This window comes from Sphingomonas sp. CD22, assembly GCF_034556155.1.
GTDB lineage: Bacteria > Pseudomonadota > Alphaproteobacteria > Sphingomonadales > Sphingomonadaceae > Sphingomonas.
Map to the genome: position 1 here is coordinate 1 of NZ_JAYDYX010000007.1, position 16299 is coordinate 16299.

13 protein-coding genes are annotated in these 16299 nt (G+C 68.4%); 9 read left to right on the forward strand and 4 right to left on the reverse strand.

Annotated features, from left to right (window positions below; all coding sequences use genetic code 11):
• Positions 1-239 precede the first annotated feature (239 nt).
• Entirely contained in the window at positions 240-3665 is a 3426-nt protein-coding gene (locus SFC76_RS13975) for an autotransporter domain-containing protein (protein ID WP_322850051.1), read from the reverse strand.
• A gap of 386 nt (positions 3666-4051) precedes the next feature.
• Between SFC76_RS13975 and SFC76_RS13980 the strand changes: the two genes are divergently transcribed.
• Positions 4052-5443, forward strand: coding sequence for a DEAD/DEAH box helicase (locus SFC76_RS13980; protein ID WP_322850052.1), 1392 nt, complete (start codon positions 4052-4054; stop codon positions 5441-5443).
• A gap of 150 nt (positions 5444-5593) precedes the next feature.
• A complete protein-coding gene (locus SFC76_RS13985) occupies positions 5594-5860 on the forward strand; it encodes a hypothetical protein (RefSeq protein ID WP_038663103.1) in 267 nt (88 codons plus the stop codon).
• A gap of 131 nt (positions 5861-5991) precedes the next feature.
• Here SFC76_RS13985 and SFC76_RS13990 read toward each other — a convergent pair whose 3' ends face one another.
• Positions 5992-6771, reverse strand: coding sequence for a crotonase/enoyl-CoA hydratase family protein (locus SFC76_RS13990; RefSeq protein WP_322850053.1), 780 nt, complete (start codon positions 6769-6771; stop codon positions 5992-5994).
• 78 nt (positions 6772-6849) lie between these two features.
• Here SFC76_RS13990 and SFC76_RS13995 point away from each other — a divergent pair, with 78 nt between their 5' ends.
• Both SFC76_RS13995 and SFC76_RS14000 read left to right on the forward strand, forming a co-directional pair.
• Positions 6850-7275, forward strand: a complete 426-nt coding sequence (locus SFC76_RS13995) for a PaaI family thioesterase (RefSeq protein WP_322850054.1) — start codon at positions 6850-6852, stop codon at positions 7273-7275.
• A complete protein-coding gene (locus SFC76_RS14000) occupies positions 7272-7667 on the forward strand; it encodes a PaaI family thioesterase (protein WP_322850055.1) in 396 nt (131 codons plus the stop codon). Before SFC76_RS13995 ends, SFC76_RS14000 begins: the two co-directional genes overlap by 4 nt.
• A gap of 75 nt (positions 7668-7742) precedes the next feature.
• Here SFC76_RS14000 and SFC76_RS14005 read toward each other — a convergent pair whose 3' ends face one another.
• The gene (locus tag SFC76_RS14005; protein WP_322850056.1) at positions 7743-8561 is read right to left on the reverse strand and encodes a shikimate 5-dehydrogenase; all 819 of its coding nucleotides are present in this window, start codon (positions 8559-8561) and stop codon (positions 7743-7745) included.
• Between the two features lie 158 nt (positions 8562-8719).
• Positions 8720-9865, reverse strand: a complete 1146-nt coding sequence (locus SFC76_RS14010) for a PQQ-dependent sugar dehydrogenase (RefSeq protein ID WP_322850057.1) — start codon at positions 9863-9865, stop codon at positions 8720-8722.
• 165 nt (positions 9866-10030) lie between these two features.
• On the opposite strand from SFC76_RS14010, the gene rimP reads away from it, so the two are divergent.
• The 5 genes from rimP to infB all read left to right on the forward strand — a co-directional run bounded on the left by rimP (position 10031) and on the right by infB (position 16293).
• Complete coding sequence (gene rimP, locus SFC76_RS14015) at positions 10031-10624, forward strand: ribosome maturation protein RimP (RefSeq protein WP_322850058.1); 594 nt, start codon at positions 10031-10033, stop codon at positions 10622-10624.
• Between the two features lies 1 nt (position 10625).
• Positions 10626-12278 (forward strand): transcription termination factor NusA, encoded by a 1653-nt coding sequence (nusA, locus tag SFC76_RS14020; protein ID WP_322850059.1) that lies wholly within the window; start codon positions 10626-10628, stop codon positions 12276-12278.
• Positions 12278-12523, forward strand: coding sequence for a tautomerase family protein (locus SFC76_RS14025; protein ID WP_322850060.1), 246 nt, complete (start codon positions 12278-12280; stop codon positions 12521-12523). Before nusA ends, SFC76_RS14025 begins: the two co-directional genes overlap by 1 nt.
• A 183-nt stretch (positions 12524-12706) precedes the next feature.
• Positions 12707-13441: a DUF448 domain-containing protein gene (locus SFC76_RS14030; RefSeq protein WP_322850061.1), complete on the forward strand. Its 735-nt coding sequence runs from the start codon at positions 12707-12709 to the stop codon at positions 13439-13441.
• Entirely contained in the window at positions 13438-16293 is a 2856-nt protein-coding gene (gene infB / locus SFC76_RS14035; protein ID WP_322850062.1) for a translation initiation factor IF-2, read from the forward strand. The genes SFC76_RS14030 and infB overlap by 4 nt, the downstream gene beginning before the upstream one ends.
• Positions 16294-16299 lie beyond the last annotated feature (6 nt).

Consider the following 16299-nt stretch of genomic DNA (forward strand, 5'->3'; position numbering starts at 1 on the left):
CATCCCACCCCTCTTCGTCATCCCACCCCTCTTCGTCATCCCACCCCTTCTTCGTCATCCCGACGAAAGTCGGGACCCATGGATGCGGCGCCGTCCATGATGCGCACCCACGCGGGTTCACCGCGACCATGGGTCCCGGCTTTCGCCGGGATGACGAAGGGGGAGATGCCGAACGACGCGAACGACAAGGGCCGCCCTCCCCTGCGGGAGAGCGGCCCCAATTCGCGCTGACGGATCGATCAGAACTTGAACTTGATCGCGCCGCGATAGGCCTGGTTGCGCACGTCCTTGCGCGCGACGGTGGTGTCGGCGCTGACCGACAATTCGATGCGTTCGGTGGCGTAGGAGAGGCCCGCCGCCAGCTCGGCCCAATCCTGGTCCTGGCTCGACAGGCGGAAGCCCGCCGGTGCGGTGCCGCCAATGAAATTGGCGGTGAACACGCCCGGCTGGTCCTTGAAGTCGTGGACGTAATAGGCCGAGGCGAACGGCTTGATCACGTCGCCGCCGGCAAGCTGCAGGCCGGCGCGGCCCTGTGCGCTGTCGAGATTGTAGCGGTCGAAGCGCAACGCGCCGTCGCCGCCGGTCTCCACCGTCGGCGTGAAGCCGATGTGGTTGACCCGCGCCGCGATCCGCGGCCCGACCTGCAGGCCGCCGAAGTCGAACATCTGCCCGAGCCCGACCTCCGCCGACACCGCCAGCGCATTGTCGCGGCTGCGCAGCGTCGAGGCGACGGTGGCGATCGCCACCGTGCGGCGGGTGCTCGCCTGGAACACGCCGCCGCTGACCTGCGCGTCGAGCACCTGCCCGCCCGGCCCCTGCGCCTTGGCGAAGAGCGTACCCTGGAACAGCTCGCCGCGCGCCGACTGGCCGACGCCGCCGGTGGTGCCGTCGAGCTTGGTATAGCCGAAGCCGAAGCCGAGCACGCCGGTGTCGCTCACCTTGGCCTCGATGCCGCTGACGACATAGAAACCATCGAAGTTATCGCGCCCGCCGAACGGATTGGCGTCGCGCAGGCTGCGGCTGTCGCCGTCGACGTAACCGCCGGCGATGAACACGTTGACGTTCTCGGGCAGCACGCCCTCGCGCACCGTGGTCGAGGTCGTGTCGCTCGCGGTCGCCTGCGTCATCGGCAGGTCGCTCGCCATCAGCGCGGCGAATTGCAGCGGCTGACCGGTCATCGTCAGCGTCCCCGACAGCGGCTGGCTGGCGTCGATCCCGGCGAGATGCTGGCGGTAGAAGCGCGACATATTCTCGGTCGCGACCGTGCCCATGCCGTATTTGAGCGGCGTAGTGCGCGGCGCGAGCCCTTCCAGCGTCGCACGGATCGTCCCCGCATCCTGAAGATCGAGGATGCCGTACAGGCCCGACAGCGCGTTGTAGTTGCTCGCGCGGTTGCGATCGAGCAGCCCGGCGAAGGCGGTCTGGATCGGCGTTGCGGCGACGACGCTGGCATAGGTGCCGGCGACGATCCGCGCCTGCACCGCATTCGCCGAATAGACGAATTGCGGGGTCAGGATCGCCGACAGGGCGGAGGGCGACTGGAAGGTGCCGGCGACCCCGCCTGCCGCGGTGACGATCGTGTAGAGATCGTTGTAGCGGATCATGTGGCCGGCGACCGGCGCGAAGCCGACGCGGCCGCCGATGCTGGCGATGCCGTCGGTGGTGCCGTTGCGCACCACCGCGACGCGGTCCGACGTGCCGTTGGGGCCGACGTCGACCAGCAACGTGCTGCCCGAGGCGAGGATCAGGTTGCCGCCGATGGTCAGCGTGCCGATCGTCCCCATCGTGCCCGGCGCGACGATGCCGGTCGCGCTGGTGAGGAACGGCGTGTTGATCCGGCCGCTGCCGGTGAGCAGGCCGCTCATCAGGAAGTAATCGCCACGCGTCGACAGCGTGCCGTCGACCTGCACCGCGCCGGTATATTGGTTCACCGCCATCAGGCTGGTCAGCGATCCCGCCGAGGTGATCGCCAGCTTCGCATTGGTGCCGGCGACGCTGAACCGGTCGATCGTCACCGCGGTATCGAGCGTCGTCGTGCCCGCCGCGCTCAGCGTGACGTCGTAATAGCGCGCGCTGCGCTTGGTGGCGGCATCGGGATCGATGTTGCCCGGCACGAAATTGGTCGCGCCCGGCAGACCGTTGGCGAGCGTCGCCGCCGGCAGCGCCGCGGCGCTGGCATCGCCGGCGGCAGCGGTGGCGCCGGCCGAATCCACGGCGATCTTGCGGACGGTCGCCTGGTCGTTGCCGCTGCTCGCGGAGCCGCCCTGCACGCCCGGCTGCGTCGCCGCGACCGGCTCGCCGTCGACATAGGTGATCCCGGTCTTCACGTCATAGCATTGGTCGTAGTTGAACGCCGGCTCCTGATCGCAGACCTGACCGAATTTGTTTTGCGTGTCGGGCGCGATGCCGAGGCCCGGCGCGGTCGGCACGCCATTGGCGAGCTGGCCGTTGACGATCACCTGATAGGAGGGGTCGAGCGCCGTCACCCAATGGCTGGGATCGCTCCACTTGCCGTCGCCGGCCAGCGTATTGGCGTAGCGATACGGATTGTTGGCGAGGATATACTCCCAATAGAGATACAGCGGCTGGTAGAAAGCGGTGGTGCCGTAGCCGCCGCTCACCTGTCCGCTGAACGTGTAGCTGCCCGAGAGCACGCCGATGATCGTCGCCTTGTTGAACGTCCGGTCGAGGATCAGCGGGCCGCCCGAATCGCCGGGACCCGTCGTCCCCTCGCTGGGCAGCGCCGCGTCCTTGAACAGATTGTAGTCGCCGGGATAGCGGCGCGTCGGATCGTCGAAATCGGTCTGGTACAGATTGGCGGGCAGGCCGGCGCTGCCGCCGAACAGGCCGAAGTAGAAATCGTCGATCGAGCCGAGCAGGCCGACGTAATTCTCCGCGACGCGGCGGCGATAATCGATCCCGCCGCTGGCGCCGGTCAGGCCGGTGCCGTTGGTGCCGTAGCCGGTCATCGTGACGTGATAACCGGTGCCGGTCGTGTCGTCGATCGACGCGGGCGCGGGCAGCGGCGAGAACAGCATCGTCCAGGTCGGCACATCAGCCGCCGGCGTGTCGAAGGTCGCGAGCGCGACGTCGCCCTGCAGGAAGTTGTTGGCGAGGCCGAGGTTCAGCGACTGCGCGTTATAGACGACCTGATTGACGTTGTAGAAATGGTTGGCGGTGCTGGTGCTGTAATTGCTGCGGAACCAGGCGCGCTGGCCGGCGATCGTGTCCGCCTCGAAGCCGAAGCCGATCGGCAGCTGCCCGGCGCCCTTGCCGTAGTTCCACGGGTCCATCGCGGTGCCGGTCGGGCTCTCGTTGACGCAATGCGCCGCGAACACGACGGTACGCGGGTTGATCAGCGTGCCGGTGCACAGGCCGACGAAGCCGTTCTTCTGGTCGATGATCATCTGGCCGACGCCGTTGACGCCCTGGTCGAGGATCGTGCTCGGCGTGCCGGGGCTGGAGATGACGACGCTGGGGTCGGCCTGCGGCGGCGTCGACAGCGCCGAACCACCCTGCCGCTCGGCGATCGGCAGGATGCCCTTCAGGCTCATCGACAGATCGGAGGTCGCGGCCTGCGCCTGGGCAGCGCCCGGCAGCGCGATCAGGGCCGACGACGCGAGAAGGACGCGACGGGCCGCGCCGCGCAATGCTGTATTAGCCATTATCTATTCTAATCCCCTGTTATTCGGCCGATCTTCTCACGGTCACGAATGTCGGGGAGCCTATTGGGGGGCGGGGGCAAGTCAAGGCGGCAGAAAGGTCAACCTTCCATTATAGAATGGGAATTGGTGAAAGTGTTGATCGCGGGCCACAGTGGGCGCCGTTCCGGTCCCGACTTGACTTTTGCCGCAACGCAGCGCACATGGACGGCCATCGAGGCGTCATGCAGCGTGAACGGGGTGGCATTGCCGCCCCCGGCTCCACCTCGGTCGATATGCTCAGGGCTTCCCTATTCACGCGGGGCGTCAGTTTCCCCCGCCCCCTGCGAGCCGTTTCCATGATGGAGTGCGGCGCGCGGGTGTGGCCCCGTTTTGAAGGCTACGTTTCCATGTCATTCGCCAACCTCGGCCTCGCCGAGCCGCTCGTCCGCGCGCTCGAAGCCAAAGGCTATACCACCCCGACCCCGATCCAGGCGCAGTCGATCCCGATCCTGCTCGAAGGCGGCGATCTGCTCGGCATCGCGCAGACCGGCACCGGCAAGACCGCCGCATTCGTGCTGCCGTCGATCCAGCGCCTCACCGAGAACCAGAAGCGCGTGCTGCCGACGCATTGCCGCATGCTCGTCCTCGCCCCCACTCGCGAACTCGCCAGCCAGATCGCCGACAATGCGCGCGGTTACGGCCAGTTCAGCAAGCTGTCGGTCGCGACCGTGTTCGGCGGCACCAGCATCAACAAGAACCGCCAGGACCTCAGCCGCGGCGTCGACATCCTCGTCGCCACGCCGGGTCGGCTGATCGACCTCGTCGAGCAGGGCATGTGCAACCTGTCGATGATCGAGATCCTCGTCCTCGACGAAGCCGACCAGATGATGGACCTCGGCTTCATCCACGCGCTCAAGAAGATCGTGCGGATGATCCCGCGCAAGCGCCAGACGCTGTTCTTCTCGGCGACGATGCCGGTAGCGATCCGCGAGCTCGCCAACCAGTTCCTGCACGAGCCGAAGACGGTGTCGGTCGTTCCCGCCTCGACCACCGCGGAGCGCGTCGACCAGTACGTCACCTTCGTCAATCAGGCGGAGAAGCAGGCGCTGCTGACGATCGTGCTACAGGATCCGACGATCAATCGCGCATTGGTCTTCACGCGCACCAAGCACGGTGCCGACCGCGTCGTGAAGCTGCTCGCCGGCAACGGCATCGCGGCGAACGCGATCCACGGCAACAAGAGCCAGGGCCAGCGCGAGCGCGCGCTTGGCGAGTTCAAGGACGGCAAGACCAAGGTGCTGGTCGCGACCGACATCGCGGCGCGCGGCATCGACGTCTCGGGCGTCAGCCACGTCATCAACTTCGAACTGCCCAATGTGGCGGAGCAATATGTCCACCGCATCGGCCGCACCGCGCGCGCCGGCGCGAGCGGCATCGCCGTCGCCTTCTGCGCCGATGACGAGCGTCCGTACCTCAAGGACATCGAGAAGCTGACCCGCCAGAAGGTCGCGGTGCGGCCGTTGCCGGAGAATTTCACCGGCCTGTCGAACGAGATCAAGGCGACGCGCGTCAAGGCGATCGGTGCCGATCCCGCACCGCGCGCCGACCTGCCGCGCGGCCAGCGCCAGCCGGCGCGTCCGCGTGCCACGCATGCGCCGACCGCGACTCGCAACTATGCCAATGCCAGCCGTGGCGGTCAGCGCGGCGGTGCTGGTGGCGGCAGCGGCGGCGGTGGTCGCGGCGGCCGCTCGGGCGGCGGCGGCGGTGGTCGCGGCCAGGGTTCGGGCGCGGCGCGCTAAGCCTCCCACGGCTTCCCGCTCAACGGGAGCGGGTGGGTCGGCTGAGTGCTAAATCGAACGGCCCCGCGGGAGCGATCCTGCGGGGCCGTTTCGTATTCGTGGCAACCCGCTGCAATGTCGGGCATTGTTCAAGGCAGAGGAGATGATGCCATGGACGTGTCCACCACCCCGCTGCCCGAACGGATCGCCCGCGTGCTCGCCGGACAACGGATCAGCGCCAATGCCGGCGGCGATGCCGAGAGCGCTGGCGAACAGGTCGATCTGGCATGGCGCGACTATCTCGCCGATGCCCGCGCGGTGCTGCGGACGCTGCGCGAGCCGGATCGCAAAATGGCCGCGGCGGGCGACCCGGCGGTGTGGGAGCGGATGGTGCTCGCTGCGATCGAGGAGTCCAAGCCAGAAACGGTGGTTCTTTAAGCAAGACGATCGCGGAGATTCCGCCCTCGCCCTCACCCTGTCGCCGGCTGCGCCGGCTCTTCCCTCTCCCGGCGGGAGAGGGAAAAGGCGCGTAGCGCCGGAGGGTGAGGGTGAGTGCGGGACGCCTGCGATCAATCCTCGAACACGGCCTCGCGCTTCGCCATATTGGCGGCGACCGCCTCCATCATATTGCGCTGGCCGATCACCTTCCTCTGCTCTTCGGTCTCGGCCGCCAGCATCTCGCGCGGGTCGGCGTCATGCGCCATATTGAGCAGCCGCTTGGCGCCGCGGATCGCGTGCGGACTGCGCCCGACGATCGTCCGCGCCAGCGCCAGCGCCTCGGCGAGCGGGTCCGCCGCCAGCCGCGTCACGAATCCGTGCGCCAGCGCTTCTTCCGCGCCGAATTCGCGCGCGGTATAGACCAGCTCGCGCAGCACGTCGTCGCGCACCAGCCCGCGCCAGATCGGAAAACCCGCCATATCGGGCACCAGCCCCCAATGCGTCTCGCGGATCGCGAAGCGCGTGTCGGGCGCGGCGATACGGATATCGGCGCCCGACATGATCTGGAAGCCGCCGCCGAAGGCGACGCCATGCACCGCGGCGATCACCGGCATCGGCAATTGCCGCCAGCCCCAGGTGACGTGCTGCGGCAGGATGGCCCCTTGCGCGTTGCGCTCGCCCGACACACCCGAGCCGCCCTGCGCCATGCTGGCCATGTCGAGCCCGGCGCAAAAGCCCCTGCCCTCGCCCGACAGCACGACGCAGCGCACGTCGCGTCGCTCGGCGAGCGCATCGATCGTCGCGCCGATCGCGGCGAACATCGCCGGGTCGATCGCGTTCATCTTGTCGGCGCGGGCGAGCCGCACGTCGGCGATTCCATCGGCGACGTTGAGGGTGACGCGGTCGTTCATGGCTCTCTCTCCCGTGGCCCGCCACGCTACCGCCACCCCGTGCGTTGCGCTACCGCCGATGGCGTGTAGAGACGGGGGATGAGCGGCTTCAATATCGACGCCTTCATGGCGCACCGGTTCGGCGGCCATGCCGGGGCGCTGGGCATCGTCTATCATGGCCGCGGCGACGGCTGGGTCGAGCTGGCCCTCCCTTATACCGACGCGCTGATCGGCGATCCCGACAGCGGCGTGCTCGCGTCGGGGCCGATCATCGCGCTGATGGACATGGCGACGAGCATCGCGGTGTGGGTCGCACGCGACCGGTTCGCCCCGCAGGCGACGCTCGACCTGCGCGTCGACTATCTTCGGCCGGCGGTGCCGGGGCGGACGGTGATCGGCCGCGGCGAATGCCTGCGGCTGACCCGCTCGATCGCCTTCGTGCGTGGCATCGCCTATGACGAGACCCCCGACGATCCGCTCGCGCACGTCGCGGGCACGTTCATGCTGATGGATGCGAGCGCATGACGCCGCCGACCGGATTGCCGCCTTATGCCGAACTGCTCGGCATCTCGCTGACCCCGCGCGACGGCGCGGCGCCGACGCTGGTGCTGCCGTTCCGCGATGTGGTGCTCGGGCGGCCGGGGTTCCTGCACGGCGGCGCGATCGCGGGATTGCTCGAAGTGGCGGCGATCGTCTCGCTACGGCATGCGCTGGCGGAGGAAGGCGGCGGCCGGATCAAGCCGGTCAACGTCACCGTCGACTTCATGCGCGGCGGCCGCGACAAGCCGACGCATGCCGAGGGCATCGTGACCCGGCTCGGCACGCGCATCGCCAACGTCGAGGCGGTGGCGTGGCAGGACGACCGCGCGAGGCCGATCGCGAGCGCGCGGATGAACTATCTGATCGTGCGGGACTGATCCAAGCCGCCCGTCACCCTACCCCTTCGCCATCCCGGCTCTCACCGGGATGGCGAAGGGATCGAGGGCGCGCGTCTACCTCCGCGCCACCCGCTCCGCCTCGGCGACCTGCTCGGGCGTGGGCGTGACGCCGGTGTAGAGCACGAATTGCTCGAGCGCCTGTAGCGTGCCGATCGCGGCGCCGGTGATCACCCGCTTGCCCGCGTCGCGCGCGGCGCGGAGCAACGGCGTGTCGGGCGGCAGAGCGACCGCGTCGAGCACCAGTTCCGCCGCGGCGATCGTGGCGCGGTCGAACGCCAGCGCGTCCGCATCCGCGCCTTCCATGCCGAGCGGCGTCACGTTGGCGATCAGGCCGGCGGTGCGACCGCCCACCTCGGGCGCCCACTCCCAGCCGACCAACGCCGCGAGCGCGCGGCCCGACCGCTCGTTGCGCGCGACGATCGTGCCGCGGGTCAGGCCGGCGTCGCGCAACGCGGTCGCCACCGCTTTGCCCATCCCGCCCGAGCCGCGCAGCATCGCCGTCGTGCCCGCCGCCACGCCGGCCTGTTCGACCAACGTGCGCACCGCCGAATAATCGGTGTTGTGGCCGGTCAGCCGGCCGTCGTCGTTGACGATCGTGTTGACGCTGTCGATCGCCTCGGCCGAGCCCTCCAGCCCGTCGAGCAGCGGGATTACCGCCTCCTTGAACGGCATCGAGATCGCGCAGCCGCGGATACCCAGCGCGCGGATGCCACCGATCGCGGCGGGCAGGTCCGTGGTGGTGAACGCCTTATAGACGTAGTCGAGCCCGAGCAGCTCGTAGAGCCGGTTGTGGAAGCGCGTCCCGAAATTGCTCGGCCGCGCCGACAGCGACATGCACAGCCGCGTGTCGCGGCCGATCAGGGGTTTGGTCATGATCGTTCCTTCTCAATTCCTCCCTCGCTTTAGCGGGGGAGGGGGACCGCCCGCGTCAGCGGGTGGTGGAGGGGGGCGTTTCCGCATACGGCATGTCTACCGTATCCTCCCCCTCCGTCACGGCTTCGCCGTGCCACCTCCCCCTGGCGGGGGAGGATTTATTTCGCCGTCAGCTTGATCAACCGCCCCGGCGACTTGCCGCCGTCCTCGATCAACCAGATCCCCCCGTCCGGCCCCTGATCAACGTCTCGGATACGCGCGCCCATCGGCCATTGGTCGCCTTTCCGCGCATTCTGCCCGTCGAGATCGACACGGACCAAAGACTGCGACGACAGGCCGCCGATAAAGGCATCGCCCTGCCATTGCGGGAACATCTTGCCCGAATAGATCATCAGCCCGCCCGGCGAGATCACCGGATTCCACCACACCTTCGGCGGTTCGTAGCCGTCACCCGGCGCATGATCGGGGATGTCGCGGCCGTCGTAATGGCTGCCGTTCGATGCGTTCGGCCAGCCGTAATTGCGGCCGGGCATGATGAGATTGACCTCGTCGCCGCCCTTCGGCCCCATCTCCTGTTCCCACAACCGGCCCTTGCCGTCGAAGGCGAGCCCAAGCAAATTACGATGGCCATAGCTCCACACTTCGGGCGCGAAGCCCTTCGCGGCGAGCGGATTGCCCGGCGCCGGCTTGCCGTCGAGCGTCAGCCGCAGAACCTTGCCGAGCGTCGCCTGCGGGTCCTGCGCAGGGGTGAACTTCTGCCGCTCGCCGTTGGTGAAGAACAGCGACTGGCCGTCGGGGGCGAAGGCGATGCGGCCGGAATAATGGCCGTCGCCTTCGACGAACGGCCGCGCCTGGAACAAGGCTTCGATCTCGCCGAGCCGGTCGCCGCCGCGGCCGTCGTCGCGCAGCCGGCCGCGCGCCAGCACCACGCCCTTGCCGCCCGCGCCCTTGGTCGAATAGCTGAAATAGATCCGCTTGCTCGCCGCGAAATCGGGCGCGGGGACGACGTCCATCAGTCCGCCCTGCCCCGCCGTATCGACGGGAAGCGTCGCGATCGTCTGGCGGCGCTTGCCGTCGGGCGACAGCAGGATCATCTGCCCCGCCTTCTCGGTCACCACGATCCGCTCGTCGGGCAGGAACGCGAGCGCCCAGGGCGAGACGAAATCGGCGACCACCGTCTCGCGGAACGGCTTGGCGGAGGGCGGCGTCTCGCCCGCCTGCGGGACGCTGCCCTCGGTCGCGGGCGCGTTGCCCGAACAGGCGATGAGGGCGATCGGCAATGTGGCCAGCAGACTGAAGCGCATATGTTTCTCCCGGTTACCGCCGGCAAACGCGCAACCGCCGGCGATGGATGCTTGTGTCCGATCGCCGCAAAGCGTATATGACACCTGCCTTCTCTAACATCGTCAGGTGAAAGAGGCTGCGGAGGACCCCTTCCGCGGCGGCGGACACGCATATCTGGAGCCTGCATGGCGGACATCGCCCACCTCACGCAATTGATCGAAACGGAAGCCCGCGCGCTGGGTTTCGACCTCGTGCGCGTGAAGATGTTCGGCGGCAAGTCCGATCCCACGTTGCAGGTGATGGCCGAGCGTCCCGATACCGGCCAGTTGACGATCGACGATTGCGCCGACCTGTCGCGCCGCATCTCGGACGTGCTCGACGCGCTGGAAGCCGAGGGCAAGGACCCGATCCCGGACGCCTATCGGCTCGAAGTGTCGTCGCCCGGCATCGACCGGCCGCTCACCCGGCCGCAGGATTACGCCACCTGGGCCGGCCACGAGGCGAAGATCACGCTGGTCGAGAAGATCGACAACCGCAAGATCCTGACCGGCGACCTCGTCGGCATCGACGGCGACAAGGTGACGATCGACGTGCGCGGCTATCAGCCGATGACGGTCGCGCTCGATCAGATTCACGACGCCAAGCTGACGATCACCGACCGCCTGCTCGCGGCCACCGCGCCGCTGTCGAGCGAAGGCGCCGACGAATTCGAAGAGATCGCCGACGACGCCGATCTCGACTCCAACGACAATCATGCCCTTAGCGAAGGACAGAAGTAAGATGGCCACCGTCGCCACCGCCAACCGCGCGGAACTGATCGCGATCGCCAATTCGGTCGCCACCGAGAAGATGATCGACAAGAGCATCGTCATCGAAGCGCTTGAGGAAGCGATCCAGCGCGCCGCCAAGACCCGTTACGGCATCGAGAACGACATCCGCGCGAAGCTCGACCCGAACACCGGCGACCTGCGCTTGTGGCGCGTCGTCGAGGTGGTCGAGGCGGTCGACGATTATTTCAAGCAGGTCGACGTCACGCAGGCGCAGAAGCTCCAGAAGGGCGCGGTCGTCGGCGACTATATCGTCGATCCGCTGCCGCCGATCGAGTTCGGCCGTATCCAGGCGCAGGCCTCCAAGCAGATCATCTTCCAGAAGGTCCGCGACGCCGAGCGCGAGCGCCAGTATGAAGAATTCAAGGATCGCCAGGGCGAGATCATCACCGGCGTCGTCAAGCGCGTTGAGTTCGGCCATGTCGTCGTCGACCTCGGCCGCGCCGAGGGCGTCATCCGCCGCGACCAGCAAATCCCGCGCGAAGTGGTGCGCGTCAACGACCGCATCCGCTCGCTGATCCTCAACGTCCGCCGCGAGAACCGCGGGCCGCAGATCTTCCTCAGCCGCGCGCACCCCGACTTCATGAAGAAGCTGTTCGCGCAGGAAGTGCCCGAGATCTACGACGGCATCATCACCATCCAGGCGGCAGCCCGTGATCCTGGGTCGCGCGCGAAAATCGGCGTCATCAGCCGAGACAGCAGCATCGATCCGGTCGGCGCCTGCGTCGGCATGAAGGGCAGCCGCGTCCAGGCCGTGGTGCAGGAGATGCAGGGCGAGAAGATCGACATCATCCCCTGGTCGCCCGATATCGCCACCTTCGTCGTCAACGCGTTGCAGCCCGCTTCGGTGAGCCGCGTCGTGATCGACGAGGAAGAGGAGCGGATCGAGGTCGTCGTCCCCGACGATCAGCTCAGCCTCGCGATCGGCCGCCGCGGCCAGAACGTGCGCCTCGCCAGCCAGCTCACCGGCAAAGCGATCGACATCCTCACCGAACAGGATGCCAGCGAGAAGCGCCAGAAGGAGTTCACCGAGCGTACCGAGATGTTCCAGAACGAACTGGACGTCGACGAGACGCTGGCGCAGCTGCTGGTCGCCGAAGGCTTCGGCGCGCTGGAAGAGGTCGCCTATGTCGAACTCGACGAGATCGCCGGCATCGAGGGCTTCGACGAGGACCTCGGCCAGGAGCTGCAGAGCCGTGCGCAGGAAGCGCTCGACCGCCGCGAGGCCGCCAACCGCGAGGAGCGCACCGCGCTCGGCGTCGAGGATGCGCTGATCGACATGCCGTATCTGACGGAGGCGATGCTGGTCACGCTCGGCAAGGCGGGGATCAAGACGCTCGACGATCTTGCCGATCTCGCCACCGACGAACTGGTCGAGAAGAAGCGCGTCGAACCGCGCCGCCGCAACGAGGACGCCCCCAAGCGCCCCGAGCCGAAGGGCGGCATCCTTGCCGAATACGGCCTGAGCGACGAACAGGGCAACGAGATCATCATGGCCGCACGCCAGCATTGGTTCGCCGAGGACGAGGCACCGGCCGCGGCCGAGACCACGCCCGAGACTGCCGAAGCGGGCGAGGACGCCAAGAGCGAGGCGGAGGAAGGCTGATGCCGTTCGTCTCGATCCGACTGGCGGGCAGCGCGACCCGCGACCAGAAAGCGGGGATCGTCGCCGACGTGACGGCTTCGCTGGTCACGCGGCTGGGCAAGAACCCGGCCGCGGTGCAGATCGTGATCGAGGAGGTCTCGACGGAGAATTACGGCGCCGGCGGCCAGCTGATCGCCGACCGCGACGCCGCCCCCGCGGCCACGGCGCCATCGAGGGAGGACGCACATGCGGTTCCCTCACAATGAGCCGCTAGCGCTCCAGCAGGTTCACGAAGGGCGACGCGACTCGCGGGTACCCGCGGGGACGTGGCCGCTTGCGCGTTATCCTCACAGCGAAGGGCTTGCCGCCCGGTGGGCCCCGGAACAAGTCCGGGGTGACGGGGTGTGTCGGGCTAATGGTGTGAACCCCATCTTCGCGGGGGGCGTCGCATGACCGATCCCGTTCGCAAGTGCATCCTGACGCAGGATCGCGACAATCGCGACAATCTCATCCGGCTGGCGATCGGTCCCGACGGGCAGGTGCTGCCCGACGTGCGCGCCAAGGCGCCGGGGCGCGGGGCGTGGATCGGCGTCACCCGCGGCGCGCTCGAAGAGGCGATCGCCAAGAAGAAGCTGCGGGGCGCGCTCGCGCGTGCCTTCAAGGGGGCCGAGCTTGTCATTCCCGACGATCTGCCCGCGCGGATCGCCACCGCACTCGAACGCAATGCGCTCGACCGGCTCGGGCTCGAATCACGGTCGGGCACGCTGCTGACCGGGTCCGAGAAGATCGAGGCGGCGGCGCGCGCGGGGCAGCTTCATGCGCTCTATCATGCGGCGGATGCCGGCACCGACGGCAACCGCAAGCTCGACCAAGCGTGGCGGATCGGCTCGGACCGTGAAGGATCGCCGTTGAGGGGCTTGGTTTTGCCGATGCCCCGCCCCATATTGTCGTTGGCGCTGGGCCGCGAGAATGTGGTACACATCGGCCTGACCGACCGCGCTGCCGCCGCGCGGGTGAGCGATGCGCTCGACCGCTGGCTGCATTTTATCGGACCTGAAACCCCTCCCGTGTCTTGCGAAACGGCCTCGCAAGGCGCATCGGCGCCCGGACTTCCCCCTGTACTTCCGGGGGATGTATCCGACGGGCTGCGACCGGCCGTAGACGTGAACGAGGAATTTGAGTGAGCGACACCGACAACGATAAGCCGAAACTTGGCATGCGCGCGCCCTTGGGGCTGAAGCGCACGGTCGAGACCGGCCAGGTGAAGCAAAGCTTCAGCCACGGCCGGTCCAATACGGTGATCGTGGAAACGAAGAAGCGGCGCGTTCTCGGCCGTCCGGGTGAGGCACAGGCCGCACCCGAACCGCAGGTCGAGGCGCCCGTCGCCGCGCCTGCTCCGGCGCCAGCCCCCGCTCCCGTCCCGCGCCCGGCGCCGTCGAACGAGACGCCGCAGGAGCGCCAGGCCCGCATGCTGCGCGAAGCCGAGGACCAGCGCATGCACGCGCTGGAGGATGCGCGCCGTCGTGAGGAGGCCGCGCGTGCGCAGGCCGCGGAGGACGAGCGCACCCGCGCCGCCGGAAAGGCAGCCGCCGCGGCTGCCCCGGCTCCGGCGCCAGCCCCCGAGCCGACGCCGGAACCTGTTGCGGCACCGGCGCCCGTGCCGGCTGCACCGCAGGTCGCCGCGCCGGTCGTGCCGACTCCCGCTGGCCGTGGCTTCCGCCCGGTCGAGCGCGTCGTGCCGCCGGCGCCGGTCGAGGCACCGACTCCGGTCGCCGCACCGACGCCGGCCCCTGCCCCGACGCCGGCGCCTGCTCCGGTCGAGGCCGCTGCGCCGGCGCCGGCGCCGGCGCCGGCGCCCACGCCCGCCCCGGCCGCTGCACCCGCGCCGGTCGTCGGCTTCGGTCGCGATCCGTCGCTGCCCGCGCCGCGTCGCTTCTCGCCGGTCGCGCGTCCCGAAATCCCCAAGCCGCAGCCCAAGCCTGCGCCGGCCCCCGCGGCCGCGCCGGCGGCTGCCGCGACGACCGCGGCGGGCAATGCCGGTGGCGCCGGCGGCGCTGCCTCGCGCAACCTGCCTTCGGGTCAGGCGACGCCGCGCAACGCGCCGCCGAGCCGGCCAACCCAGCGCGATCGCAAGGGCGACGAGCGTCGCGGCGGTAAGCTGACCGTCAACCGCGCGCTCGGCGACGATGGTGCGCGTTCGCGCAGCCTCGCCGCGCTCAAGCGTGCGCGCGAAAAGGAAAAGCGTCATTTCGGCGGCCCGCGCGAACAGCAGGCCAAGCAGATCCGCGACGTCCAGGTGCCCGAGGCGATCACCGTCCAGGAACTCGCCAATCGTATGGCGGAAAAGGGCGCGGATTTGGTCAAGACGTTGTTCAAGATGGGCATGCCCGTTACGATGACGCAAACGATCGATCAGGACACTGCCGAGCTGCTGGTGACCGAATTCGGCCACAATATCGTCCGTGTCAGCGACAGCGACATCGACCTGGCGCTCGACACCGGCGAGGATTCGACCGAATCGCTCAAGCCGCGTCCGCCGGTGGTGACGATCATGGGTCACGTCGACCACGGCAAGACCAGCCTGCTCGACGCGCTGCGCGGCACCGACGTGGTGCGCGGCGAGGCCGGTGGCATCACGCAGCATATCGGCGCCTATCAGGTCACGCTGAAGGACAAGTCGAAGGTCACCTTCCTCGACACGCCGGGCCACGAGGCGTTCACGCAGATGCGTGCCCGCGGCGCCGATGTCACCGACATCGTGGTGCTGGTGGTGGCGGCCGACGACGGGCTGATGCCGCAGACGATCGAGGCGATCAACCACACCAAGGCGGCCGGCGTGCCGATGATCGTGGCGATCAACAAGATCGACAAATACGAGGCCAATGCCCAGCGCGTGCGCGAGCGTCTGCTCGAACATGAAGTGGTGGTCGAGGAAATGGGCGGCGACGTCCAGGACGTCGAGGTCTCCGCGCTCAAGAAGACCGGGCTCGACACGCTGATCGAGAAGATCCAGCTCCAGGCCGAACTGCTCGAATTGCGCGCCAACCCCGATCGTCCGGCCGAGGGCACGGTGATCGAGGCGAAGCTCGACAAGGGCCGCGGTCCGGTCGCGACGATCCTCGTCAACCGCGGCATCCTGCGGGTCGGCGACGTCTTCGTCATCGGCGCGGAGAGCGGCAAGGTCCGTGCGCTGATCGACGACAAGGGCCGTCAGGTGAAGGAAGCCGGCCCGGCGATGCCGGTCGAGGTGCTCGGCATGACCGGCGTACCGTCGGCAGGCGATCCGTTGCAGGTGGTCGAGAGCGAGGCGCGTGCCCGCGAGGTCGCCGAATATCGCCAGAGCGTGCTGACGCAGAAGCGCACGACGACGGCGCCGGCGAGCCTCGAGAGCATGTTCTCGGCGCTGAAGGCGAATGCCGCGATCGAATATCCTTTGGTGGTCAAGGCCGATACCCAGGGTACGGTCGAGGCGATCGTCGCGTCGATCAACAAGATCTCGACCGACCTCATCAAGGCGCGGGTGCTGCACGCGGGCGTCGGTGGCATCACCGAGAGCGACGTGACGCTGGCGGGTGCGAGCGGCGCGCCGATCATCGGCTTCAACGTCCGCGCCAACGCCAAGGCGCGCGAGATCGCCGAGCGGCAGAAGGTGGCGTTGAAATATTACGACGTCATCTACGACCTGATCGACGAGATCCGCGCCGGCATGGCGGGCGAGCTCGGGCCGGAAGCGTTCGAGACCGTGGTCGGCCGTGCGGAGATCCGCGACGTCTTCTCGGCGGGCAAGCACGGCAAGGCGGCCGGTCTGCTCGTGGTCGACGGCGTCATCCGCAAGGCGCTCAAGGCGCGCATCACGCGCAACGACGTCATCATCTATCAGGGTGAGATCGCGTCGCTGCGCCGCTTCAAGGACGATGTCGCCGAAGTGCGCGCCGGTCTGGAATGCGGTGTGACGTTCACGCAGAATTTCGTCGACATCAAGCCGGGCGACTTCCTCGAAACGTTCGAAGTCGAGATGCGCGAACGGACCCTCTGAACCGCC